This is a genomic window from Cyclobacterium sp. SOCE241 (assembly GCF_056867545.1).
Genome location: NZ_CP149779.1, coordinates 5969814 through 5993793 on the forward strand (window position 1 = coordinate 5969814; position 23980 = coordinate 5993793).

Annotated in this window: 18 protein-coding genes and 2 pseudogenes; 8 read left to right on the forward strand and 12 right to left on the reverse strand. The window is 38.9% G+C overall.

Annotation, left to right across the window (positions count from 1 at the left end):
- Together WG932_RS30290 and purL are read right to left on the reverse strand one after the other, a co-directional pair.
- Positions 1-171: a hypothetical protein gene (locus WG932_RS30290; RefSeq protein ID WP_483086373.1), complete on the reverse strand. Its 171-nt coding sequence runs from the start codon at positions 169-171 to the stop codon at positions 1-3.
- Positions 172-353: 182 nt separating this feature from the next.
- Positions 354-4046, reverse strand: a complete 3693-nt coding sequence (gene purL, locus WG932_RS30295) for a phosphoribosylformylglycinamidine synthase (RefSeq protein WP_483086374.1) — start codon at positions 4044-4046, stop codon at positions 354-356.
- A gap of 372 nt (positions 4047-4418) precedes the next feature.
- On the opposite strand from purL, the gene WG932_RS30300 reads away from it, so the two are divergent.
- From WG932_RS30300 to WG932_RS30315, 4 genes are all read left to right on the forward strand, one after another.
- Complete coding sequence (locus tag WG932_RS30300) at positions 4419-5000, forward strand: TetR/AcrR family transcriptional regulator (RefSeq protein ID WP_483086375.1); 582 nt, start codon at positions 4419-4421, stop codon at positions 4998-5000.
- 4 nt (positions 5001-5004) lie between these two features.
- Entirely contained in the window at positions 5005-6351 is a 1347-nt protein-coding gene (locus tag WG932_RS30305; RefSeq protein WP_483086377.1) for a TolC family protein, read from the forward strand.
- Positions 6352-6469: 118 nt separating this feature from the next.
- Positions 6470-7504 carry an efflux RND transporter periplasmic adaptor subunit gene (locus tag WG932_RS30310; protein ID WP_483086378.1) on the forward strand — a complete coding sequence of 345 codons (1035 nt, stop codon included), beginning with the start codon at positions 6470-6472 and terminating at the stop codon, positions 7502-7504.
- Between the two features lie 69 nt (positions 7505-7573).
- Positions 7574-10918, forward strand: a complete 3345-nt coding sequence (locus WG932_RS30315; RefSeq protein ID WP_483086379.1) for an efflux RND transporter permease subunit — start codon at positions 7574-7576, stop codon at positions 10916-10918.
- A 95-nt stretch (positions 10919-11013) separates the two neighbouring features.
- Here WG932_RS30315 and WG932_RS30320 read toward each other — a convergent pair whose 3' ends face one another.
- A complete protein-coding gene (locus WG932_RS30320; RefSeq protein WP_339680427.1) occupies positions 11014-11721 on the reverse strand; it encodes an L-ribulose-5-phosphate 4-epimerase in 708 nt (235 codons plus the stop codon).
- A 232-nt stretch (positions 11722-11953) separates the two neighbouring features.
- Here WG932_RS30320 and araA point away from each other — a divergent pair.
- A pseudogene (araA, locus tag WG932_RS30325) lies at positions 11954-13428 on the forward strand (L-arabinose isomerase).
- Between the two features lie 227 nt (positions 13429-13655).
- Here araA and WG932_RS30330 read toward each other — a convergent pair.
- The 8 genes from WG932_RS30330 to WG932_RS30365 all read right to left on the reverse strand — a co-directional run bounded on the left by WG932_RS30330 (position 13656) and on the right by WG932_RS30365 (position 19548).
- Positions 13656-14480 carry a hypothetical protein gene (locus WG932_RS30330; protein ID WP_483086380.1) on the reverse strand — a complete coding sequence of 275 codons (825 nt, stop codon included), beginning with the start codon at positions 14478-14480 and terminating at the stop codon, positions 13656-13658.
- Positions 14481-14707: 227 nt separating this feature from the next.
- Positions 14708-15037 (reverse strand): high-potential iron-sulfur protein, encoded by a 330-nt coding sequence (locus tag WG932_RS30335; RefSeq protein ID WP_014021403.1) that lies wholly within the window; start codon positions 15035-15037, stop codon positions 14708-14710.
- Between the two features lie 79 nt (positions 15038-15116).
- On the reverse strand, positions 15117-16205 hold the full coding sequence (locus WG932_RS30340; RefSeq protein WP_483088752.1) for a HEAT repeat domain-containing protein: 1089 nt from the start codon (positions 16203-16205) through the stop codon (positions 15117-15119).
- Entirely contained in the window at positions 16124-17029 is a 906-nt protein-coding gene (locus WG932_RS30345) for a PVC-type heme-binding CxxCH protein (protein ID WP_483086381.1), read from the reverse strand. Before WG932_RS30345 ends, WG932_RS30340 begins: the two co-directional genes overlap by 82 nt.
- A 174-nt stretch (positions 17030-17203) precedes the next feature.
- Positions 17204-18088: an alpha/beta hydrolase gene (locus WG932_RS30350; RefSeq protein ID WP_483086382.1), complete on the reverse strand. Its 885-nt coding sequence runs from the start codon at positions 18086-18088 to the stop codon at positions 17204-17206.
- A complete protein-coding gene (locus tag WG932_RS30355; protein WP_483086383.1) occupies positions 18057-18209 on the reverse strand; it encodes a hypothetical protein in 153 nt (50 codons plus the stop codon). Before WG932_RS30355 ends, WG932_RS30350 begins: the two co-directional genes overlap by 32 nt.
- Positions 18191-18439 carry a hypothetical protein gene (locus WG932_RS30360; protein ID WP_483086384.1) on the reverse strand — a complete coding sequence of 83 codons (249 nt, stop codon included), beginning with the start codon at positions 18437-18439 and terminating at the stop codon, positions 18191-18193. Before WG932_RS30360 ends, WG932_RS30355 begins: the two co-directional genes overlap by 19 nt.
- Positions 18436-19548, reverse strand: a complete 1113-nt coding sequence (locus WG932_RS30365) for a hypothetical protein (RefSeq protein WP_483086385.1) — start codon at positions 19546-19548, stop codon at positions 18436-18438. Before WG932_RS30365 ends, WG932_RS30360 begins: the two co-directional genes overlap by 4 nt.
- Before the next feature lie 487 nt (positions 19549-20035).
- On the opposite strand from WG932_RS30365, the pseudogene WG932_RS30370 reads away from it, so the two are divergent.
- From WG932_RS30370 to WG932_RS30380, 3 genes and pseudogenes are all read left to right on the forward strand, one after another.
- Positions 20036-22254 (forward strand): annotated as a pseudogene (locus tag WG932_RS30370) (sodium-translocating pyrophosphatase).
- Between the two features lie 374 nt (positions 22255-22628).
- Positions 22629-23252: an N-acetylmuramoyl-L-alanine amidase family protein gene (locus WG932_RS30375; protein ID WP_483086386.1), complete on the forward strand. Its 624-nt coding sequence runs from the start codon at positions 22629-22631 to the stop codon at positions 23250-23252.
- Positions 23253-23418: 166 nt separating this feature from the next.
- Entirely contained in the window at positions 23419-23637 is a 219-nt protein-coding gene (locus WG932_RS30380) for a hypothetical protein (protein WP_483086387.1), read from the forward strand.
- A 56-nt stretch (positions 23638-23693) separates the two neighbouring features.
- Here the strand turns inward: WG932_RS30380 and WG932_RS30385 are convergent, their stop codons facing one another.
- Positions 23694-23966 carry an Hpt domain-containing protein gene (locus WG932_RS30385; RefSeq protein ID WP_483086388.1) on the reverse strand — a complete coding sequence of 91 codons (273 nt, stop codon included), beginning with the start codon at positions 23964-23966 and terminating at the stop codon, positions 23694-23696.
- Positions 23967-23980: the final 14 nt, after the last annotated feature.

Here is a 23980-nt window from a genome sequence, read left to right on the forward strand (position 1 = left end):
TTAAACCAACTGAGAAATCAATAAAAGGTTGGTTGAATCGATACCTTTTTGATGCTGCAATTTCTGATCCATTCTTAAGTCCGAAATATGCATAGACGAAATCGCTTCAAAATCAGCCACTTCTTTCCTGTCTTCAATTTTACTATAGAAGTGCCCTGCCAAAATATCCAAACAGCCTGATCTTCTTGAGATTGCAACATTTCCTGTAGGAATTCAGGAAATCCTATTGCATAATCCGGGATAATTTAATTTTTGGAGCTAAGGAAAAAATGCACCCAATAAAGAAACAAAAAAAAACCGACCCTCTGTCATAGACAAAAAGTCGGTAAATATCAAAAAACTAGACTAAGTTTTTAATGAGAAATTTTCTCAGCAACCCAATTTCTTGCATTGATAAAGGCAGTTATCCATGGGCTTACGTCTTCTTTTTGAAGATCTTCCGGATAGTAAGGCCAGTTCCAAGGAGCAATTGCCCGCTCTATATGAGGCATTATCGCAAGATGGCGCCCATCTTTTGATACCAGTCCTGCAACATTGTGATCTGATCCGTTAGGATTACCGGGGTATGCACCGTAAGAATACTCCATACCAAAATTGTAGCTGTCTTTTTCTTCAGGAAGGTAAAATTTACCTTCTCCATGTGCCACCCAAACACCCAATCGCTGACCTGATAAGGTGCCAAACATAACGGAATCATTTTTAGGAATGGTAACATTTACAAAAGCTGATTCAAATTTATTGCTGTCATTGTGTAGCATTTTGGCTTTCTTTTCATGCTCAGGATTGATAAGGTTCAATTCAACCATTAGTTGACAACCATTGCATACCCCTAAACTCAAAGTGTCTTTTCTAGCATAAAAATTATCCAAAGCATTTTTAGCTTTCTCATTGTAAAGAAAAGCTCCTGCCCATCCCTTGGCAGAACCAAGAACATCGGAATTTGAAAAGCCACCAACAAACACAATCATATTTACATCCTCAAGGTTTTCCCTTCCGGAAATAAGGTCAGTCATGTGGATGTCTTTGACATCGAAGCCTGCCAACCACAAGGAATAAGCCATCTCTCTATCTCCATTGACTCCTTTTTCACGAATAATCGCTGCTTTGGCACCTGTAGCTGTTTTTCGGTTTGGATCCAAGCTTAATGCTTCATAGGTTCCTTTCCAATTCTCTGGAAAACTAAAATTCAAAGGTTGATTTTTATAATTGTCAAATCGATCCTTGGCCAGGTCTTTTCCGGACTGTTGTTGATCCAATAAATAGGAGGATTTGTACCAAATATCCCGCAACACTGATACTTCCCATGACTTATTTAAACCCTCAATTTGAACGGTGCCTGAAGCATTTACAGTTGCAATTTCCACAGCAGACACTCCTTGTGAATTCAAGAATGAAGAGACATCGGCCGCATCCTTTACCTGAATGACCAAGCCCGGATTTTCTGCAAATAATGCTTTGATCAAATCTTTTTCCTTAAGATTTGAAGTATGAATATCTATCCCGGTATTCTGGTTAGGGAAACACATTTCCAATAAGGTAGTGATCAAACCACCGGATGAAATGTCATGACCCGCTAGTACTTTATTTTGCTTGATAAGGTCTTGAATGGTTGCAAAGGCACTTTTAAAATAGACTGCATCCTTTATGTTCGGTACTTCGTTGCCTATTTTATTAAGTGATTGGGCAAAGGAGCTGCCTCCCAATTTTGCTTCATCCTTTGACAAATCTATGTATAGCAATGTTGAATCAGGGCTAGCCTTCAAGCTAGGAGAAATAACGTTGTTAATGTCCGAACATTCTCCAACCGTGGAAATGATAACAGTCCCGGGAGATTTTACTGTTTGGCCACCTGGGTATTTCTGGGTCATTGATAAGGAGTCTTTTCCAGTAGGAATGTTTATCCCCAAAGCGATAGCGAAATCACTAGTGGATTCAACTGCCCGGTATAACCTGTCATTTTCTCCTTCGTTTTTGGCTGGCCACATCCAGTTGGCACTTAGGGAAACCCCTTTAAGTCCATCGGTTAGTGGAGCCCATATTAAGTTGGTAAGTGCTTCTGCAATTGCCAATCGGGAGCCGGCTTCAGGACTTACCAAAGCGGCTATAGGAGAATGCCCGATTGAAGTAGCTATTCCTTTATTTCCTGAATAATCCATGGCCATTACTGCCACATTATTCAATGGAAGCTGAAGTTCTCCAGTTGTCTGTTGCTTGGCCACCCTACCGGTAACCGACCTGTCTACTTTGTTGGTGAGCCAGTCTTTGCAAGCCACTGCTTCTAATTGCAGCACATTGGTTAAATACTGCTCAAAATCCTGAACATTGTATTCAGGTGCTGTGAAATTTTGATTGGCCTTTTTGTCCACCAAAACAGTTTTTGGGGAAGACCCAAACATATGATTCAAACTCCAATCAACAGGCTTTTCTCCTGTCTGGGTGTTTTCAAATTTGAATTGCATGTCCCCGGTTGTTTGGCCAATATTATAAAACGGCGCTCTTTCTCGGTCAGCAATCTTTTTTATCTTGTCAATGTGAATGTCTTTTACTACCAATCCCATCCTTTCCTGGGACTCATTTCCAATGATTTCTTTGGCAGAAAGGGTAGGGTCCCCAACGGGCAATTTTTCCAAATTAATGGTTCCACCAGTATTCTCCACCAACTCTGAAAGGCAATTCAGGTGGCCACCTGCTCCATGGTCATGGATAGAAATAATAGGGTTATCGTCACTTTCAGCCAAAGCCCTGATGACATTTGATACCCTTTTCTGCATTTCTGGATTTGACCGCTGAATGGCATTCATTTCCAGAGAAAGGCTCAATTCACCGGTGTTTAGTGAGGAAACTGCAGATCCTCCCATACCAATTCTATAATTGTCGCCGCCCATCAGAACAATACGGTCACTTTTTTCGGGAGCTTTTTTAAGACTATAAGGGGCTGCTGTAAACCCAACTCCTCCAGCCTGCATAATGACTTTATCGAAACCCCAATGCAGCTCACCTTCATTGTGCTCAAAAGTCATTAGGCTTCCGCAAATGATGGGCTGACCAAACTTATTTCCAAAATCACTGGCACCATTAGAGGCTTTAATAAGGATGTCCATTGGGGATTGATAGAGCCATTTTCGCTCTTCAAGGTCCTTTTCCCAACTTCTTCCGGCTTCTGATCTTGGATAAGAAGTCATATATACTGCTGTACCTGCCAAAGGAATTGAGGCGGTACCACCTGCCATCCGGTCTCTGATTTCCCCACCTGAACCCGTAGCAGCACCATTAAACGGCTCTACTGTGGTAGGAAAATTATGGGTTTCGGCTTTCAGTGAAAGCACGGTATCTATTTCTTTAATCTCAAAAAAATCTGCCTTTTCTGAAGATTTTGGCGCAAATTGTAAAGCTTTAGGGCCTTTTACAAAAGCAACGTTATCACTATAAGCAGAAACGATTCCATTTTTATTGGCCTTGGAGGTTGCCTTGATCAACTGAAATAAGGTCATGGATTTTTCCTCTCCATCCAGTATAAAGGTGCCATTAAAGATCTTGTGCCTGCAATGTTCTGAGTTTACCTGGCTAAATCCAAACACTTCACTGTCAGTCAATGGTCGTCCCAATGATTGGCTTACACCTTCTAAATAAGCTACCTCTTCTATACTTAAAGCCAGCCCTTCTTTTTCATTGTAGGTGTGGATATCTTCGATATATTGTATCGGATCCGGGGTTTTAGCAATTGCAAAAACTTCTTGGTCAAGTCCTTTGTACAATCGCTGTAGCATAGGGTCAAAAGAACTACCTTCAATCCACGGATAGAAGGCTTCGATCCTAAGAATCCCTTTAATTCCCATATTTTGGCTTATTTCAACCGCATTGGTAGACCAAGGGGTGATCATTTCCTTTCTTGGACCAATAAACTCGCCGGAAATTTTAAGGTCTTCCAAATGGACAGCACCTCCAAATAGCCAGTTTAATTTCTCAAGCTCATTGTTTTTGTACGCTTCATTGGTTTCCAAAGCGTAAATGGTCTTCTCCGGGGATTGAAAAAACAAAATCTTCATAAAGGGATCGATAGCTTTTTTGAATGGGCAAATGTACAAAATTGGTTTTAAAATTTCGCAGAAGAAAGTGAGTAAGGAAAGGGTTTTCATTGTGATAACTTTAATATTAAAAAAAATGTCTTTGATTAGGTCTTATAATTGGCAAAAAAAGAATCTGTTGTCCGGATTTTGAGATAAATGGAAAAAAGGGTTTTCCTAACTTAAATCAAGCTTTTTTCAAAAATTTGATAGTTTATTTTTAAAGAAGTTAAAATGGTTAGGTAATAGAATAGAAATTTTTGAAAAAACTTTGAACCTTTTGATAGTTTCTTTAGTTTTCCCAACCAAGTAAACAGCATACGATAATTGGGAACAAGAGAAAACATTATAAGAGTGGCTTTGGATAATTTTTTGGTTTTTGGAGTAAGGGCAGTGACTATGGATGAAATAGCCAAGCTTGCCGGTATATCCAAGAAAACCATTTACGAAGAATTTTCCAGCAAAGAGGAGTTGGTCAACGCGACTGTGGATGAGACCATCATGGAATACAAATGTGACATAGAAGAAATGCAAAGAACAGATGTAAGTGCCATCGATCATTTACTTTTGATGACAAAGTATTTAAGGGAGAAATTTACGAGAATGAATCCATTGTTATTGCATGATATCCAAAGATTTTATCCCAAATGTTGGAACAAAATAAGTGAGTTTAAAACGTCCAAGGTACTTCAAAACCTCACTATGGTTTTAGAACAGGGCAAAGCCTCTGGGGATTTTAGAAGGGAAATAGATTCGGAATTATTGGCTTATATGCGAATGGATCAAATTACAAATGCATTTGTCCTTCAAAAATCAAAATCTAACTTTAGTTTGCTGGAGTGTCAACTGGCAGTGCTAGATCATTTTATACATGGAATTCTTACTGACCAGGGAAGGTCAAATTACTATAAAAAACTACAAACTCAGGAAATTTAACTTTATGAATTTTAAACCAATTATTCTTTCCCTAACAATTTGGCTATTGGGACATTGGTTTGCGGAGGCTCAAGCCCAGCAACCGTCTTTTTCTTTAGAAGAGAGTGTTAACTTTGCCCTAGAAAATAACGCAGAAGCCCGAAATGCAAGATTAGAAATACAGGCTGCAAAAGGTTTGATTGGAGAGCGGACTTCAGAAGGGCTCCCTCAAATTACTTCAAGGTTGAATGCTACCAAAAATCTTAAGGTACCTATATCGCCATTTCCCGCTCAGTTTTTTGATCCGGAAGCACCTGAAGGTACTTTTATTGGGATTCAGTTTTCACCTATTTATTCTGCCAACCTTACAGCTACTGTAAGCCAAATGATCTTTAATGGCTCTTATTTTATTGGGCTTAAAGCTGCTAAAACGTACAAGCAATTGGTAGAGTTTGATAAGGAGTTTACAGATCTAGAGGTGGTTGAAAATGTGAAAAAGGCCTATTTTTCTGTCTTGGTAAGTGAAGAACGAGAAACATTGATTCAGGCAAACCTGAATCGCTTAGACACGCTATTAAAGGAAACTGAAATACTTTATGAAGAAGGTTTTGCTGAAAAGATTGATGTGACCAGAATTAGGGTTCAAAACAATAATATAAGAACAGAACTGAACAAGGCCAAAACTTCTACCAGTGTAAGCAAGGCCCTTTTAAAGTTGCAAATGGGTTTCCCTGAGGAGGAAGAAATTGTCTTAACCGATAAATTAGATGATTTCACCCAATACCTTGAAACCCAAAGATTGTTAAATGAGGAAGGACAACAAAGGGTCGAGGTAGATCAAATCAATACAAATTATGATTTGGCAGTTTTGGATTTAAAAAATAACCAAATCCAATATATGCCTAGGTTGGATGCCAACTACACCTTCCAAAGAAATGCATTTGGAGGGAATTTCTCCAAGCTATGGTCAGGCGATTGGTATACAGGTTCCATTTTAGGGATTACCTTAGAAATTCCGATTTTTGATGGATTCCTTAAAATGCATAAAATCCAGCAAAACAGGGTTCAAATGAGGCAACTAGAAGTTCAGAAGGAGTTCACCTTGCAAAACATCCAACTGGAAAAATTTCAGGCCAGGCAGAATTTGATCAACAGTTTGCAAGAATTGGAAGTACAAAAAGAAAACAAGGAGTTGGCGTTGGAGGTTTTCAATATGGCCAAAATAAAATACCAAGAAGGGGTAGGGTCTAACCTTGAGGTAGTGGAAGCAGATGCCACACTTAAAGAGGCGGAGACCAATTATTTTTCTGCACTTTATGATACGTTTATCGCAAGAGTAGATTTGGAAAAAGCATTGGGAATATTAAAATAAGAAAAGGATTATACATGTTTATGAAAAATACATTTAAGTTTTTAACCCTATCCCTTGCGTTGGGAATGTTTTCTTGCTCGCAGCAAGAAAAAGATGATCTTTCTTCTAAAAAAACCAATTGGAAGAATTCAAATCTGAATCAGCAGCTTTAAAAGTTAAGATCGAAGAATTGGAGGAGGAAATCTCCACCTTGGATCCGGAGTTTCGGAAAAACCGTAGGAAATCAGTATTGGTAACTACCGTAAAACCCAAAGTTGGAAAATTTGAACATTATGTGGAGGTGACCGGGTCAGTACTTTCCAAAAAGAATGTAAACATAAGTTCCGAAGTTTCAGGTAGGGTAGAGGAGATTGTTACCCGTGAAGGCATGTCTGTAAGAAAGGGCCAAGTAATAGCAATAATTGATGCCGAGTCCATAGAAAGGAATTTGGATGAAATTAAAACTCAGCTAGAGCTAGCCAGAACAATTTTTGAAAAGCAAGAAAGACTTTGGAATCAAAAAATAGGCACAGAAATCCAATATTTGGAAGCTAAAAACAGGAAGGAGACTCTTGAAAAGAACCTTGCTTCTATTGAACTTCAAAAGGATAGAACTACAATTACTGCCCCATTTAATGGTACTGTAGAAGAACTTACCGTAAGGGTAGGGGAGTTGGTTCAGCCTGGTTCGCCTGTAGTGAATTTTGTTGGAGAAGATGATTTGTTTATTGAAGGAGATATTTCAGAGAGATTTGTAGGGATTTTGAATAAAGGCGATTCGGTAAGTATACATTTTCCTTCTATAGACAAAACCATTAAAACTAGGGTAACTGCAATTGGGAAAATTATTAATCCTGACAACAGAACATTTAAGGTTGAGGTTTTTCTTCCAAGGGTAGAAAACGTAAAACCAAACATGATTTCAGTTCTAAATATTCAGGATTATAGTGTTGATGAGGCCGTTGTTGTTCCTACTTATCTCATCCTGAAAGACAACCAGGGAAGTTATGTTTTTGTAGTTGATAATGGTGTGGCCCACAAAAAATATGTGGAAAGGGGGATGACCTATGAAGGACATACTGAAATCACAAAAGGCTTAGATGGATCTGAAACACTTATTGATAAAGGATTTAGGGAAGTAGGAGATAATTTTAATGTAAAAATCTCATCTTAATTAGAATATGGCTTCAGAAGAAAACAAGAAAAAGGAGTAATCAGAGAATTTGGAATTTCCTCACTGTCTGTGGATAACAGGACCAGCGTGGTTATCCTTACACTGATTATTACCTTCCTAGGGATGTTTGCCTACAGGACCATGCCTAAAGAAAGTTTTCCGGAAATAGTGATTCCTACGGTTTATGTAGGTACAGCATACCCCGGAAACTCACCCGTAGACATGGAAAACCTGATTTCCAGGCCCATAGAAAAAGAGTTAAAATCCATAAATAATTTAAAAGATGTAAGCTCCACTTCCATCCAGGACTTCTCATCCATTGTGGTTGAGTTTAATCCAAATGTGGAAATATCCAAGGCCATACAGGATGTCAAAGATGCGGTAGATAAAGCGAAAAGTGAGTTGCCCAATGATTTGGATAGAGACCCGGATGTATTGGAGGTCAACACCTCAGAGTTTCCGATAATGAATGTAAATATTTCAGGAAACTATACCGAACAAGAGCTTAAAACTTATGGGGAATACTTGGAAGATGAAATAGAAAAATTAACTGAAATATCAAGTGCTGATTTAAGTGGGACCATTGAACGAGAAATTCGTATCAATGCAGATCTCTATAAAATGGAAGCATTGGGTGTTACTTTTTCTGACATATCAAGCGCTGTTTCTGATGAGAATGTTACCATTTCAGGAGGTAATATTTTGTCCGGTGATTACAGAAGAACATTAAGGATAGATGGTGAATTTGCCAAGCCTATAGAAATTGAAGATGTTATCGTCAAGACCGAGAACAACAATATTGTATACCTCAGGGATGTAGCAGAAGTAGAAGACACCTATAAAGAAAGAGAGAGTTTTGCCAGAAGTAAGAAATTGCCTGTGGTTACTATTAATGTAATTAAAAGAAGCGGAGAAAATCTTTTGGATGCTTCTGATAAAATTAAGGCCCTTATTGATGAAGTGAAAATCAATAAATTTCCTGAGGATTTGGAAGTAACCATTACCAATGACCAATCCAAAGCCACCCGGTCTCAAGTAGATAATTTAGAAAACAGTATCATTTCTGGGGTAATCCTTGTTGTGTTGGTATTGATGTTTTTCCTTGGTTTCCGAAATGCACTGTTCGTAGGAATTGCAATTCCATTGTCTATGTTCATATCCTTTTTAGTGCTAAACTCCTTGGGAGTGACACTAAACTTAATGGTATTGTTCTCTTTGATACTAGCCTTGGGCATGTTGGTAGATAATGGCATTGTTGTAGTAGAGAATGTTTATAGATTGATGCAGGAGGGTAAGTCTGCAGTGAGAGCTGCTAAAGAAGGCGTTGGTGAAGTGGCCTGGCCTATAATTACCTCTACTGCTACCACACTTGCTGCTTTTCTTCCTTTAGCATTTTGGGATAGTATTATCGGGGAGTTTATGAAATACCTTCCCATTACATTGATTATAGTATTGTCTTCTTCCTTGTTTGTAGCGCTTGTAATCAATCCCGTATTGACAGCACTTTTCATGAAGGTTCAGGATGTCGACAAGAAAAAGCCTGTTCAACGACCAATGATAGTGGCCGCTGTCTTGACCTTTCTGGCTATAATAAGTTATTTTATCTCTTGGATAGCTTTCGGGAACTTACTTTTCCTCGCTGCAATTTTAATCATTTTCAATGTTTTCTTTCTGAGAAGAGCTATTAAGTGGTTCCAGAATGTGTTTTTGGTACAATTGGAAGACATGTACGAAAAGACATTGTATTTCGCACTAAAGGGGTTTTGGCCTTATCTCCTGTTTGGGGGAACCTTTATTCTTTTGGTTATGTCATTGATGCTACTTTATGTGAGTGCTCCGAAAACATTGTTTTTCCCTGACAACCAACCGGCCCTTATAAATATCTATATAGAAAAGCCAATAGGAACGGATATTACTTCTACTAACAGTTTTGTGGAAGAGTTTGAAGATGATCTGTATGCTCTACTTGAGCCATATGATCAAATCATAGAGTCTGTGATAACCCAAATTGGAGAAGGAACAGGTGATCCTATGGAAGGGCCTAGCCAGGCATCAACTCCTCACAAGGCCAAGGTGACGATTGGTTTTGAAGAGTATCAATTCCGAGAAGGGATCAATACCAATGAGATCATGGAGAAGATTAGGGAGTTGGCAGAGGGATATCCTGGTGTATTGATGACAGTTGGCAAGCAACAAAACGGACCCCCTGTTGGTAAACCAATTAATATTGAAGTTACAGGAGAAAACTTTGAACAACTTATTGCCTATGTGAATTCAGTCAGAGAGCATATCAATGAGTCAGGAATCCAAGGTATAGAGGAGTTGAAGTCTGATTTGGAGCTTGGAAACCCTGAGTTGATTTTAAACATAGACAGGGAAAAAGCCAGACGTTTTGGCCTTTCAACAGCCACGATCGCCAATGAGTTAAGAACAGCCCTTTTCGGCTTGGAAGTTTCTAAATTTAAGGAAGGGGAAGATGATTATCCTATTCAGCTTAGATTAGCGGATAAATTCAGGTATGATATCAATGCTTTACTTAACAAGAAAATTAGCTTTAGAGATAAGTTTGGAAATAAAAAGGAAATACCGATCTCCTCTGTGGCTAGCTTGGAATACAGTTCTACCTATGGTTCTGTCAAAAGGAAAGACTTAGAGAGGGTTATTACCTTATTTTCAAACGTCAATGATGGGTACAATGCCACAGAAATTAATAACCAAATCAAGCGGTTGTTGCAGGATTTTGAAGTGCCGGAGGGGATCAATATTAGTTTTACCGGTGAGCAAGAAGAACAGGCTAAATCGGCTGAATTTTTGACAAGAGCTCTATTGATCTCGGTTTCTTTAATATTCCTTATCATAGTTGCCCAATTCAACTCCATTACCACTCCATTCATAATAATGGCCTCGGTGATTTTGAGTACAATAGGCGTGTTCTTAGGGCTTGTGATTTTCAATATGGACTTTGTGGTAATCATGACAGGTATTGGGATAATATCCTTGGCAGGTGTGGTGGTTAACAATGCCATAGTACTGATCGATTACACGGACCTAATAAGATCCAGAAAGAGAGAAGAACTTAAAATTACTGAAGAGCAGAATCTTTCCAAAGAAGACCTATTAGACAGTATTGTAAAAGGTGGGAAAACCAGACTTAGACCGGTGTTATTAACCGCTGTAACCACGGTATTAGGCCTGATTCCACTGGCTATAGGTATGAATATTGATTTTTATGGATTGCTGTCTTCATTTGAGCCCAAGTTCTATATTGGTGGTGATAATGCTGACTTCTGGGGACCAATGGCATGGACAGTAATATTTGGCCTAACCTTTGCGACCTTTTTAACGTTAGTAATAGTACCTGTCATGTATTTATTGGCAGATAAATTAAATATGGCTGTTCGAAAGAACAGTTGATTAGATTTAATTAAAGGTTGGTGGTTTTTTTAATTGTTCAAACCTCCGGGATAATGTCCCGGAGGTTTTTATTTTTACAGAACATAAAGAAGAATTTATTTACCGGCTTGACCATAGTAGGCTCCTTTCCCATGCTTCCGCTCATAATGCTTCCTTACTAAGGCATCTTTAAGCCTCGGTGCGTTGGGATTGATTTGTAAAGTCAAATAAGCCATTCGTGCAATTTCTTCCAACACCTTACTATTGTACACCGCTTTTTGGGCATCCTTTCCCCACGTAAAGGGGCCGTGGTTTCCAATAAGAATCATTTCTACCTCTTCATAAGAAATATTTTTTTCTTCGAAGCAGTCCAATATTTGCTGCCCTGTCATGTGTTCATAGTCTCCTGAAATATTTGCATCACTCATGGGAGATGCACAAGGGATATCGCTGGTGTTATGATCAGCATGTGTGGTTCCAAATAAAGGAATATCCATCTGTGCTTGAGCCCAAGATACGGCATAACAGGAGTGGGTATGGCATATTCCACCAATGTTCTGCCATTGCTTGTACAAGAAAGCATGGGTTTTGGTGTCCGAAGAGGGTCTCATGTTCCCTTCCACGACATTGTTTTCAAAATCTACAATTACGATGTCTTTTGGTTTTAATTTTTCATAAGGAACTCCGCTTGGTTTGATGGCAAATACTCCGTTTTCTCGGTCTACAGCACTTACATTTCCAAAGGTATAGACCACCAAATCCAGCTTTGGTAATTCCATATTAGCTGTGTAACAATTAAATTTCAGTTCTTCGTATTTACTCATGGTATTTCAAAGGCTTTGAATGATTACATTAGGTTTATTGAGAATAAGGAGCTGAAGTCCAATTCTCTTTTTATATTTAGCATATTGGCTAATTTTTAACAAGCGCTGCTTCTTTCATCTGTTTGGAATAGCCGGCCTTGCTACAATTAACAAATATGTGGAAAGGAAAATTAGCATCTAATTTTTAAATGAATTTTCTCATAGATATAAAAATAATTAAGTAAATAATCGTATGCAACTTAAAAATAATGAGCTTTGGTTGGTTACAGGTAGCCAACATTTATATGGCCAAGATATTTTAAAGGAGGTGGCTTCACATTCCGAAGTCATTAGTAAACATTTAAATGTTAGCAATAATATTGCAGTTACCATTGTCTTTAAGGCAATGGTAACCACCCAAGATGAGATTTCACAAATTTTTTTAGCGGCAAATAAAGCCGAAAATTGCATAGGAGTGATGGCATGGATGCATACTTTTTCACCTGCCAAAATGTGGATCAATGGTTTGAAGTTGCTTGATAAGCCACTCTTACATTTGCATACCCAATATGGTGAAAACATCCCATGGGATAGTATAAACATGGACTATATGAACTTGCACCAAAGCGCACATGGAGACAGGGAATTTGGTTTTATCTGTACTAAGATGAAAATACCGAGGAAAGTGGTGGTAGGTCACTGGAAAGACATTGAAGTTCACCGAGAAATCGATTATTGGAGCAGGGCTGCTTGCGGATGGAAAGACTGGCAAGATGCGCAGTTTGTGCGGTTTGGAGACAATATGAGGCAGGTAGCTGTTACCGAAGGCAACAAAGTAGAGGCTCAAATTAAATTTGGCTTTGGAGTAAATACCTATGGAGTGGGAGATTTGGTGGAGCAAATCAATGAAGTAAATGATTTGGCAATTGCTGAATTAATTGATGTATACCACAAGACCTATGAATTAACTGACTCATTGAAAAAGGAGGAACCAGCCATCATTCCCTGCAAGAAGCAGCCAGAATAGAATTGGGCTTGAAAAACTTTTTGGAGGAAGGTTCCTTCAAAGGCTTTACCAATACTTTTGAAGACTTGCATGGAATGAAACAATTACCGGGTCTGCCTGTGCAACGGCTTATGAATGCAGGTTATGGTTATGCGGGAGAAGGGGATTGGAAAACCATGGCCTTGGTTCGAGCGATGAAAGTAATGGGTGCAGGACTTCCCGGAGGAAATGCTTTTATGGAGGATTATACCTATGATTTCAAGGAACAGGCAGGCCTAGTACTTGGTGCCCATATGTTGGAAGTTGACGAGTGTCTTGCAGACGGGCCTATTCGCTGTGAAGTCCACCCATTGGGGATAGGTGGGAAAGACGATCCTGTTAGATTGGTTTTTGATGCGGCAGCCGGGCCGGCACTCAATGCTTCTTTAATTGATTTGGGCAACAAATTTCGGATGGTTGTAAATGAGGTAGAAGCCGTAAAACCACCTCACGATTTGCCTAAATTACCGGTGGCAAGAACCATGTGGCGGCCACTTCCTGACTTTAAGGGAGCCTGTAAGGCTTGGATTTTGTCAGGTGGAGCACACCATACTTGTTTTAGCCAGAATCTGAATGCACAGGTTTTGGAAGATTTCTGTGAAATGGCCCAAATAGAATGTGTTTTGATTAACAAGCAAACCAATATCAAATCTTTTAATACCTATTTAAAAAGTTTTGACTGATTCAACTCGGATTATTAAAATAAGCTTTCTCCACCATGTCAACAGTAAGGGGTGAAGCCTGTCCGGTATTTACGGGAAATATTGCAATCGCAAGAAAGTCAGGATATTTGAAGATTATAGCATGGTGCCGCTATGGTGAAATCGAAGTGCCTTAGGATTACTAATGGAGACAGCCGGCAGGAAAAATAAAATCTACCGGTTGTTTTTCTAATCAGTAAGAGGAACGACTATTTTTCAGCAGGTAAAATAATTAGTGGAGTATTGCCATCATGAATTAAATCATTGATAAAAAACCTTCTAAACAGTTTGTCATTGAGATGCCTAGAACCTTTTTGAAGAACGATAAAGTCATCCAAGCATTGGCTAAACCTCTTTTTAATTTCTGAAAAGGCATCTGTATTTTCATAAATACTGATTTTATAGGAATACGCTTCACCTATCTTTGATTCAATATATTCCAAGTACGTTTTGCTAGGTTCTAGTTCTGCTTTGTCTTCGATTATGGTCAACAATTCAATCTCCTCGATCTTTTTACCTACGGTATTTAGTATGATTTCAAGAGCAGATTCATTGAGAGGATATTTTTCTTGGCATGATAATACTAGTTTTCTAGGTATTGCGAAATCTATACTTTGAGGTAATGCAATAACTGTTTGATTGAGTTGGTTAATTATGGTGGTAGCCGTACTTCCTATCAAAATTCTTTTTAAAAAACCGGTGCCTTTCAAACCCAATAGGAGTAGGTCATTCGGTTTGAGAAAACCTTCCAAATAATGGGTCAGTTGGAGGGGAATAGCCTCAAAGGTAGTTTGATTTGAAATAGGGCTAAGCTCACTATCTTTTAGGTATTGTAAATATTTTCTCTCTGCTTCAGCTTTATTAAAAGCTATGATTTTATCACTTTCTCTGGTATTGGAAAGTGTGGGTGCCAAGCCATCCATTTTGTGGAGGAACACCAAATCTAAACCATATATTTCTTGCCACCTGCATGCGAGCTTTAATTGTGTGGGCGTGTAGGGGGAAAAATCTACTAATACGATTAACCTGTTCATTTTGAGTAGAATGTATTGAGGGAGTTAATATTGATTTGAAGATATAAAAATCCCTCTAAAGTTAAGCAGCTTTGAGGATGTTTCATGCTTATTTCTCTTGATTTGGAAATTATCTATACTACAAGCCTTAAAATAAAAGATCACCTGCTTAATTTAAGGCAGGTGATCTTTATCAAAAGCGTTTTATGATGCTTAATTCTATTTGATAATCTAAACCATTTTAGTTTCTAGGCATTTTCTACTCTAGGAGCCCAATAAGTACAATAGGCATCGGCATTTACAGGGCCTTTAAATAATTGACATCCACCACATTTTCGCTTCTCTGTCGGCGGCAAATATAGTTGGCAGTTGTCGCATTTATCTCCTTCTAATGGAGACTTTTCTTCATACCCCAAACTTTTCCTTTTGGCTACCTCTTCTTCACTTAGCCCTGTTAAGTCCCCACAATCCTTGATGTTTTCTAACTTATATTCTTCCTTTGGTTGGCTACATTTACTTAGGAAAAATACAGCTCCTGTCGATGCGATAAGTGTTTTTATAGATTTTCTTCTGTTCATACTACTGGAGGTGCTTTATTATATTTTTTAATTAGGAAATAAGTAGGTAAGGACTACAAACCCAATTCAATGATTAAAGTTATTCAGATTTGGTTCGTATACCTTTTTCGACAAGGATATGATCCACTTCTTTAAGATAGGCTTCTTTCCAGTCTTCAATTTTCTCAGAAAATTTATACTCAGATTCCAGTACTTTTAATATTGCTTCACTTGAGCCTGCATTGGAACTTAATATGCCTAGACGAAACCATTTATTTTCTCCTTTTTCAACCAAGGCTTTGGCCAATTGGTTGATGGTGAAATCATCTTCATAATTGCCAAGGCTAAGAATTGCTTGTAGGGAAACGATAGGGGATTCGTCATTAATCATTGCTGCAATGTCTCCCTTTAGCTCAGGAAAAGCTTCTGCGATCATCAATGCATTCTTTCTAATTCCATAATAATCACTTTTTAATGCTTCTTTTACTAAGTCTAGTTCCAAGGCATCCATGGACTGTAACAAATACAAAGCATGAAGTTGAGCGTTTGGATCTTCATTTGATGCAAGGGATTTTAATAATGGGATGTATTCATCTTTAGGGTTCTCCAAAATTATTCTTTGAGCTGTTGTTCTCCACCAGCCATTTTTATTCGCCAAATGAGAAACAAGGGTCTCTGCATCCATTTTGGTAAAATCTTCAACCGCAGTAGAAGAAACACCGGATTTAGGTACAATTCTATAGATTCTGCCTCGGTCCATGCCTTTCATGAAATCCATGTCTTCTTTCAAATCATCAGGAATAGAAACCGGAGTTTCAATATGCTGTCTGTAAAAGTCTACCATAAATAATGCCCCATCAGGCCCTACAGTAAATCCTACTGGTCTAAACCATGGGTCAGTTGAGGCAAGAAATTCTTTGTCAAGCTCTTCAGAAGCTCTTTTGGCCACAAGGGTTGGGCTGTACTTATCTTCTATTATCACATCACGATGTACCAAATTGCCGGCTACCTCTCCTGTGAAAATATTGCCATTAAAGCCTTCGGGAAAATAGCCACCATCGTATACTGTACCACCTGAAGCACCAGTAAAATGATCTTCAGCATACTCTACGCGATTAAGCTCTTGTTCTTTGTATTGGATATTTCTTCTTCTCGTACGTTCTGCTCTCCAATAGGGGGAGGGGTCAATTGAAACATTTCAAGCTCATGGTCTGAGAGGTTATGGTTGACGGAGCTATTGGATAATTTCCCATGTCTTTCTAAATACCTATTGGGGATTACTGTTTGTTGCAGGTGGAGGGTGTTTTGAGTGAAAAATTTATTTCCCCAATCATCGAAGGTCTGACCAAATTGAGCTGTACCAGTCTCTTTTTCAAACAACTGCTTGTCTAATCTAAATCTAAAATCAGCACCTCTGAGTTGTAAAGGACCTTCTTCTGGAGCATCTTTATAAGTGACATCACTTCTTTGTCCATTGTTTGCTGCATAGATCCAGTTGTCTATACCTAATCGAAGATTGGTAATTTGCGCTTCAGAATTATTCTCGAAAAAACCACTAAATACAGATGTCTTTGAATCAGCAACACCATCATTGTCTGTGTCTTTCAGGTAATAGATATGAGGTGCCGCAGTTACTAAAAGACCTCCTTTCCAAGGCATCAAATTGGTAGCATCAGCCAAGCCTTCAGCAAACACAGTTGAAGCATCTACCAAGCCATCACCATCAGTATCTTCCAGTCTTTTGATTACCCCTTTACCTTTTCCTTCTTCAGGTTTATAGGGGTAGTCTGGCATTTCCACAGCGTAAGCGATTCCTTTTTCATCAAAAACCACATTGACAGGGTCCTGGATGTGGGGTTCTGAGGCGAATAGTTTCACTTCAAAATTTTCGTGAATATTAAAAGTTGCAATGCTTTCTTCAGGACTGAGTGCTTCAGCATATTTGTCATCTTTACAGGAGGAAAACCCCAGAAGTAAGATTGAAAATAAAATATGGGTAACGTTACCTTTCATAATTTTAACTAATGATTGACTGATTAATGGACTAATATCTAATATTTCTTGAAAGAAATGAAATTTTTCACTTTTCAATTGACTGAGTGCCTTAATTTTTTATTTAAAAGGGGATTGAAGGTGATCATTTTTCAAATTCCAGTTTTTTTATTGGGGTAAAACCAAAAACATTGTCTAAAAAGAATAAGCTTCTTGTCTGGTGTTTTCGGGAAAATCATGAGCTGCATTAGGGTATTTGACCTGCAAATTATCGGGAAAACCTAACCAATTGTAAACTGGCTGAATTTCAGCTATTCCGGCTTTAACACCTTCCACTGAAAAATTACTGTCGTTCAGAGGAGCATTGGTAAAAACCGGTCTCGGGGCTATAGATGCTATAACCTGAGTAAAGTCAAAGGGCAGTTGGGCTTCCGGTAATAATTTTTTTATCGAAGGCATGTACCTGTCCTGAGCCCAGGGTCCTAATCTACCTCCATAATTTTTGATACCTGCTTCTCCAATATCGTAATAATCAAAGGGTGTCCAACCACAGCTTGTTACCACAGCTTTAAGCCTTGGGTCATGCGCTGCTACAAATAATGCGTTATGACCACCTAACGAATGACCGATCACACCAATACGATCCGGGTCTACCTGCTCCATATTGCTAAGCACATCCACAGACCTCATGTGATTCCATACGGCCAATAGTGTACCTGATTCAAAACCATCTTTAGAAAAATCATGCTCTTTTTGTTCGCCGAAACTAGGGTAATCCGGAGCTATGACTACATAACCCCTCTCAGCCAACTCCTTGGCCAGACCTCTATTTTTTCGTGGACCTTGATCGTCAACTATTTTTTTACCTAAATCTCCTGTACTATGAAGAACAAGCATGGCGGGTGCTTTTGACTTGATAATATGCGGTATGTACAGGAAGGCTGTTACTTCATTTCGTTCATCACTTGCGAAGGAAATGTGATGTTTGGTGTAGTTTTCAGTAATTACCGAATCTCCATATATTAATTCAGGATTTGCTAAGTGGCTTCTAGATGGAAGCGTACCCATGATTGAAGCCATATTGTTTTTCCAAGAAGTTTTTTAGCCTTCCATTGATCCAAGGTACGCAAGGGGTTTGACTCTCTGCTTCCAATACCATTGGGCTTTCTGTTTCAATGTCCGTTATTTTCCGATGAAGCATTTTTTTATGGCTCCCATTATGATGGGTTCGGCTGCTTCGGTAACCGGGCTTGTTCCTACTTCATAACCGCCCTCTGAATAAGCCGAAGATGGACCTATATAGAAAGGGCCATAATCTCCATAGGCCGCCATGGTTACAAACAAATCCTTTCTTTCAGCCTTTGCCGCCAACTGGTATTCCACAAAAAGTTCTCCGGGAAGGTGGAGTATTTTTACATCAGCAATAGTCAAACAGCTAATCTCATTTTTTTTCCAAGAGCATGTCTATTATACCAAGCCAATTTTTGCACATTATTGGTTAGCCATCTGGCGTTTTGCGTGCGCATCTCTTGAGCAATTTCCGGTAAATTTTCTTTTGGGGGTAGCAATATGGGCTCTTGCTGCCAATAGACATCTTGATCAGTAATTTTTGTTTTAACGGTATTTTCCCAAGCATCCTTCATGCCCTTAGCCAGCCTTTCTGCCAGAATTTTCCGGTTGATCTTAGCTCCATCGTTGTATTTTCCAGCTGTAACATTGGCACCTGCACCATTAAAATGTACATGCATGGCTTCGGGAACATCCAATTGCCGCATATACCTTGCTATTCCGGGGAAATCCGGGTTTGCAATCTTGGTGAGATAATAACTTTGGGGGTGAACGGCATAATAACTAAAAACGGCCAGAGGCTCTTCTCCATTCCAGAAACTCACCAATGAAACTTCAGGGTCAATTAATCCTTCCGGAAAATCTCTGATTTTCTTATCCTTAGTAGCCGAGGTTCTGGTATAGGCTACATGGCCATCGGCTCCTATAATTCTCCTATTTGAAGCCACTTTTTCAACAATTCCTTTACCTTTTCCTATATGGGTAATGGGTTTAGGGTCCTTCAAAGCATTTTTTATAGCCTCCTCCAAGTTGTCCAGTAGTACCTTATCAAAGGAACTTTCATAGGCTTTCGGGTCTAGGCCTGCATCTTTTAAAATCTTCTCTGCGCCCCAGTCACTGATAGGTGCATCATGCTGATGAAGGGTGTGAACAGCTACCCTAGATGGTAAAGTGGATGCCGCCTTGGCAAGTCGTGATTTAAAAGCATCTTGACTTTCATTGGCAATACCTATCCAGTCAATAGCACAAATAACTATAGGTAAACCGCTACCTGAAATGATTACTCCTTTTGCACGCAAGCCCAAATCGTCTTTTTTCTCTAAAGGATCATAGGCCAACAAGCTTCCAATAGGAGGGGTAGCGTCTACATCAAATAGTGCCAAGGTAAGCCCTTTTTCTTGCGCTAACCCTTTAAAGGGAAGCAGGAAAAGTATAACTAAAATTAGGGATACGTTTAATTTGATGAACTTCATAGTGGTTAAATTTATAATTTCTTGAAAGGTCTAAATCCTTCTATTAGTAGGCATGTTCAGTACCGTCCTAGGAGTAGCATTCTTTCCTTAAGGATCCATTAATGGACCTTTCCTAATATTTCAATTTTCGGATATTAAGAAAATTAGAAAGTGCTAACTTTTTAGAACAACAAATACAAATAAAAATGCATACAAATCCTATCAAGGATTAATCTAGCGGTAATATTCTTTCTTGACGGCTGGTTTTTTATTTTTAAAGAAGCTTGCTATAGATTAATAATTTGAGAATAAAATTGGGTTAAAAATTAGAAATTGGGGATTTAAGCTGGGTTTTAGTTATAGATAATGCAATTTCCATGAATTAAGATAGAAAATTAGGGGAATTTGCAGTAAGAAGTATCTTTTACCTATTCTTCCTTGGTGGCAAGTGGAATAATAATATATTTGTCCAAATTAAAAATAAATCCAAATTCTTTTAACAGTCAGTATGGAACAATTATTTCTCTATTTGGTCCCATTTTTGGGTATTCTAGGCCTTTTGATTATGGCCATAAAATCAGCCTGGGTAACGAAACAACCGACAGGTGATGAAAAAATGGTAGAGTTGGCAGGGTTTATTGCCAAAGGGGCCATGTCATTTCTTAAAGCAGAATGGAAGGTAATGGGCTATTTTGTAGTTATTGCCGCCATTATTTTGGGTTGGTCCGGTACATTATTAGACAACTCCAGCCCTGTGATTGCCATAGCCTTTATCATAGGTGCTGTACTTTCTGCTTTTGCAGGTTACCTGGGAATGAAAATCGCCACAAAATCCAATGTTAGAACAACTGAAGCCGCGAAAACCAGTCTGGCCAAAGCTTTAAATGTCTCCTTTACAGGTGGTACTGTGATGGGGCTTGGGGTGGCAGGCTTAGCAGTCTTAGGAATGGGCGGCCTGTTTATAATTTTTTACAATATGTTTGTAGTCTCTACAGGGGTGATGTGAATGGCCATGAGATGGAAACAGCACTGGAAGTATTGGCAGGGTTTTCATTAGGCGCGGAGTCCATTGCTCTTTTCGCGCGTGTTGGGGGAGGAATTTATACCAAAGCGGCTGATGTAGGCGCTGACCTTGTAGGTAAAGTAGAAGCAGGTATTCCTGAAGATGATGTACGTAATCCTGCTACTATAGCGGATAATGTCGGTGATAATGTAGGAGATGTTGCAGGAATGGGAGCAGATCTTTTTGGCTCTTATGTTGCCACGATATTGGCTTCCATGGTTTTAGGAAGAGAAATAGTAAGTGATGATAATTTTGGAGGCATTGCTCCGGTACTATTGCCTTTGGTGATTGCGGGATTGGGCTTGGTATTTTCTATAGTAGGTACATTATTTGTTAAAATAAAATCGGAAAATGGAAATGTTCAAGCGGCTTTGAATAAAGGCAACTGGCTTTCAATATTATTAACTGTTGCGGCTTCATTTTTTGTCATTGACTTTATGTTACCGGAAGGTGAATTGGTAATGTCAAGACTTAATTCAGCCTCTTTTACTAAAATGGGGGTGTTTGGTGCAGTTTTTATAGGTTTGATTGTAGGGGCCTTAATGAGTATTATTACAGAATACTACACAGCGATGGGCAAAGGCCCGGTCAATTCCATCATTAAACAATCCTCTACGGGGCATGCTACCAATATTATTGGAGGCTTGGCTGTAGGGATGCAATCTACAGTACTTCCAATCTTGGTATTGGCAGCAGGGATTTTTACTTCTTATATGTCCGCAGGCTTATATGGTGTGGCCATAGCTGCTGCGGGTATGATGGCTACCACAGCCATGCAATTGGCGATTGATGCATTTGGACCGATTGCTGATAATGCCGGTGGGATTGCTGAAATGGCAGGCCTACCCAAAGAGGTAAGAGAAAGAACAGATATTCTTGATGCTGTAGGTAACACTACAGCTGCCAGCGGAAAAGGGTTTGCCATTGCATCTGCAGCATTAACCGCCTTGGCATTGTTTGCAGCTTATGTAGGAATTTCAGGAATTACCACCATCGATATTTATAAAGCAGATGTGCTTTCCGGCTTATTTGTAGGAGCAATGATTCCCTTTATCTTTTCAGCTCTTGCAATAGCAGCAGTGGGTAGAGCAGCCATGGACATGGTGAATGAAGTAAGGAGGCAATTCAAGGAAATTCCGGGAATCATGCAATTTGAAACCAAGCCTGATTATGAAAAATGTGTGGAAATATCTACCAAAGCTTCCATCAGAGAAATGGTAGCCCCGGGAGCTATAGCGCTTATTTCACCTATAGTGGTCGGGTTCCTATTTGGCCACGAGGTATTGGGGGGCATGTTAGCAGGTGTTACGGTTTCCGGAGTCTTGATGGGAATATTTCAAAACAATGCTGGTGGCGCCTGGGACAATGCCAAGAAGTCATTCGAAAAAGGCGTTGAGATTGATGGTCAAATGTATTACAAAGGGTCAGAACCTCACAAAGCTTCTGTTACCGGAGATACTGTAGGTGATCCATTTAAAGACACCTCAGGCCCATCCATGAATATACTTATCAAATTGACCTCAATCGTTTCCATAGTAATTGCTCCTTTTATTCCTTTAGACAGTCCATTAGGCTTGTCAGATAATAGCGAAGCAACAATCGATAAGGTAGCTCAAATAATTGTGGAAGAACCTTCTACCATAGAGGTATTGGAAATAGATTGATTTGGCACAAATCTCTAAAAAAGCCTCTGATTTTAAATTCAGGGGCTTTTTTTATAGTAATTGTTCTACTTGGATAAAGTTCGATCTAGTAATTTTGGATAAATCAAGTATCTTTGGTAAACAAGGAAGCTATCATTTGATGGTTTTATTACCTAAATGTCCTTGGCAGTAAACCTGTGTAGATTACCAATGCAATTCTATTATTTCAAGGATGTTATGGCATTCTTTTCTGTTTTTCTACTCTTGATTGAGGTTAATTTATTGATCTTTTCGGAGTATTTGGAAGTCCTTGAAAAAATGAATTATAGCATGAATAGATTAGGATAAGCCCAAAAAATTATCATTAGATTCAATAAAGATTTTAATAAATAATAATGATGAAAAGTATTTTTGGAAAAGGCATTCTCGTTCTTTTATTTATATCTTTTTATACCTCCCAATTATGCGCTTGGTCGGATGGGTCAAATTATTTCAATCCTGTGAAAGGAAAAGTGATATGCATAGACCCCGGACATGGAGGTACAGCTGCCACTGATTCTTACAGGGTAGGGCCTACAGGGGAGAGAGAGGAGTGGATTAACCTTAGGGTTGCTTTGCTGCTTGGGGAGTTGTTGGATGAGGCAGGGGCCGAGGTTGTGCTTACAAGAACCACCGACACATTTATCCCTTTGACTGAAAGAAGCAAAATAGCTTTAGAAAATAAGGCAGACCTTTTTATTTCTATACACCACAATGCCACAGCCGACCCCAAAGTGAATTTTCCTATAATTTATTTTCATGGCAGTGCAGAAGAGAATCAGGCAAGTGTAGCATTGGGAAAGAAAGTTGCTGAAAAGTTGGTTGGGCAGTTATTTAAAGGGAAAGGATCTTATAGTTTGGTTTCAGATTTCACCATATTTTCTCAATCAGGATCAAGTGTTCTGAGAGGAACCTATGGCATCCCGGGTATTATTGGAGAAGCTTCATTTTTTACTTCCCCGAAAGAAGAAAAAAGCTGAAACAATCGGAATACAATCAAAAAGAAGCCCAAGCTTATTTCGAGGCAATTGCGGCTTATTTTGCAACTTCGGAGATTCCTCCCATTGCTGAAAAAAATGATCCCTCAGAGATCGTTCCCTTCAAAGTGTTTCAAGAAGCTGAAAGAATGCGTCCGGAAGCCAAAGCATGGAAAGCAAATTTTTGAAAGGAAAGAAGTTGTATAAGAAAGGTGGTAAAGAACGGCTGGTTGAAGCCTTTGAATTACTAACGCTTTCAGTCAGGTCCTTTCCGGATTCCTATGTTGCCAAGGCTTGCCATGAGTTAAGGGTGGAAATCCTCAAACAACAAAACCAAATAGATGCCGTGAAAATGGAAGAAATGCGGATTCAGTATTTTTATCCTTAAAACGATTGGCTACCGGTTCACTTCATTAGTATTGTTGGAAAAAGACAAGAGCGTTTTTAGTTAAGCTCCATTTGCAATTGTTGGATAACAATTTCCAATTCACTATTGACGGTGACAATATTTAATGCTAAAATTTCTGATGTGCTTTCGGTTTCAGCCAATCTTTCTACTTCTCTTATAATCGGCATTAAAGTGGTGATTTTAATATTGTCTATGCTGGGCTTTATCTGGTGTGCAAGGTCACGAATCGTAGCGTAATCTTTTTTGTTAATCGCTTGATTAAAACCGTCAATAGTAATTTCAGCTTGGCTGATAAAAAGTTTTATCATTTCATTGATGAACT

Bases quoted from the DNA above. Each gene is read 5' to 3' on its own strand.
- purL (WP_483086374.1), bottom strand. From the start codon at position 4,046: ATGAAGATTTTGTTTTTTCAATCCCCGGAGAAGACCATTTACGCTTTG.
- WG932_RS30305 (WP_483086377.1), top strand. From the start codon at position 5,005: ATGAATTTTAAACCAATTATTCTTTCCCTAACAATTTGGCTATTGGGA.
- WG932_RS30320 (WP_339680427.1), bottom strand. From the start codon at position 11,721: ATGAGTAAATACGAAGAACTGAAATTTAATTGTTACACAGCTAATATG.
- WG932_RS30330 (WP_483086380.1), bottom strand. From the start codon at position 14,480: ATGAACAGGTTAATCGTATTAGTAGATTTTTCCCCCTACACGCCCACA.
- WG932_RS30335 (WP_014021403.1), bottom strand. From the start codon at position 15,037: ATGAACAGAAGAAAATCTATAAAAACACTTATCGCATCGACAGGAGCT.
- WG932_RS30345 (WP_483086381.1), bottom strand. From the start codon at position 17,029: ATGAAAGGTAACGTTACCCATATTTTATTTTCAATCTTACTTCTGGGG.
- WG932_RS30350 (WP_483086382.1), bottom strand. From the start codon at position 18,088: ATGGCTTCAATCATGGGTACGCTTCCATCTAGAAGCCACTTAGCAAAT.
- WG932_RS30355 (WP_483086383.1), bottom strand. From the start codon at position 18,209: ATGCTTCATCGGAAAATAACGGACATTGAAACAGAAAGCCCAATGGTA.
- WG932_RS30365 (WP_483086385.1), bottom strand. From the start codon at position 19,548: ATGAAGTTCATCAAATTAAACGTATCCCTAATTTTAGTTATACTTTTC.
- WG932_RS30375 (WP_483086386.1), top strand. From the start codon at position 22,629: ATGATGAAAAGTATTTTTGGAAAAGGCATTCTCGTTCTTTTATTTATA.
- WG932_RS30380 (WP_483086387.1), top strand. From the start codon at position 23,419: ATGGAAAGCAAATTTTTGAAAGGAAAGAAGTTGTATAAGAAAGGTGGT.
- WG932_RS30385 (WP_483086388.1), bottom strand. From the start codon at position 23,966: ATGATAAAACTTTTTATCAGCCAAGCTGAAATTACTATTGACGGTTTT.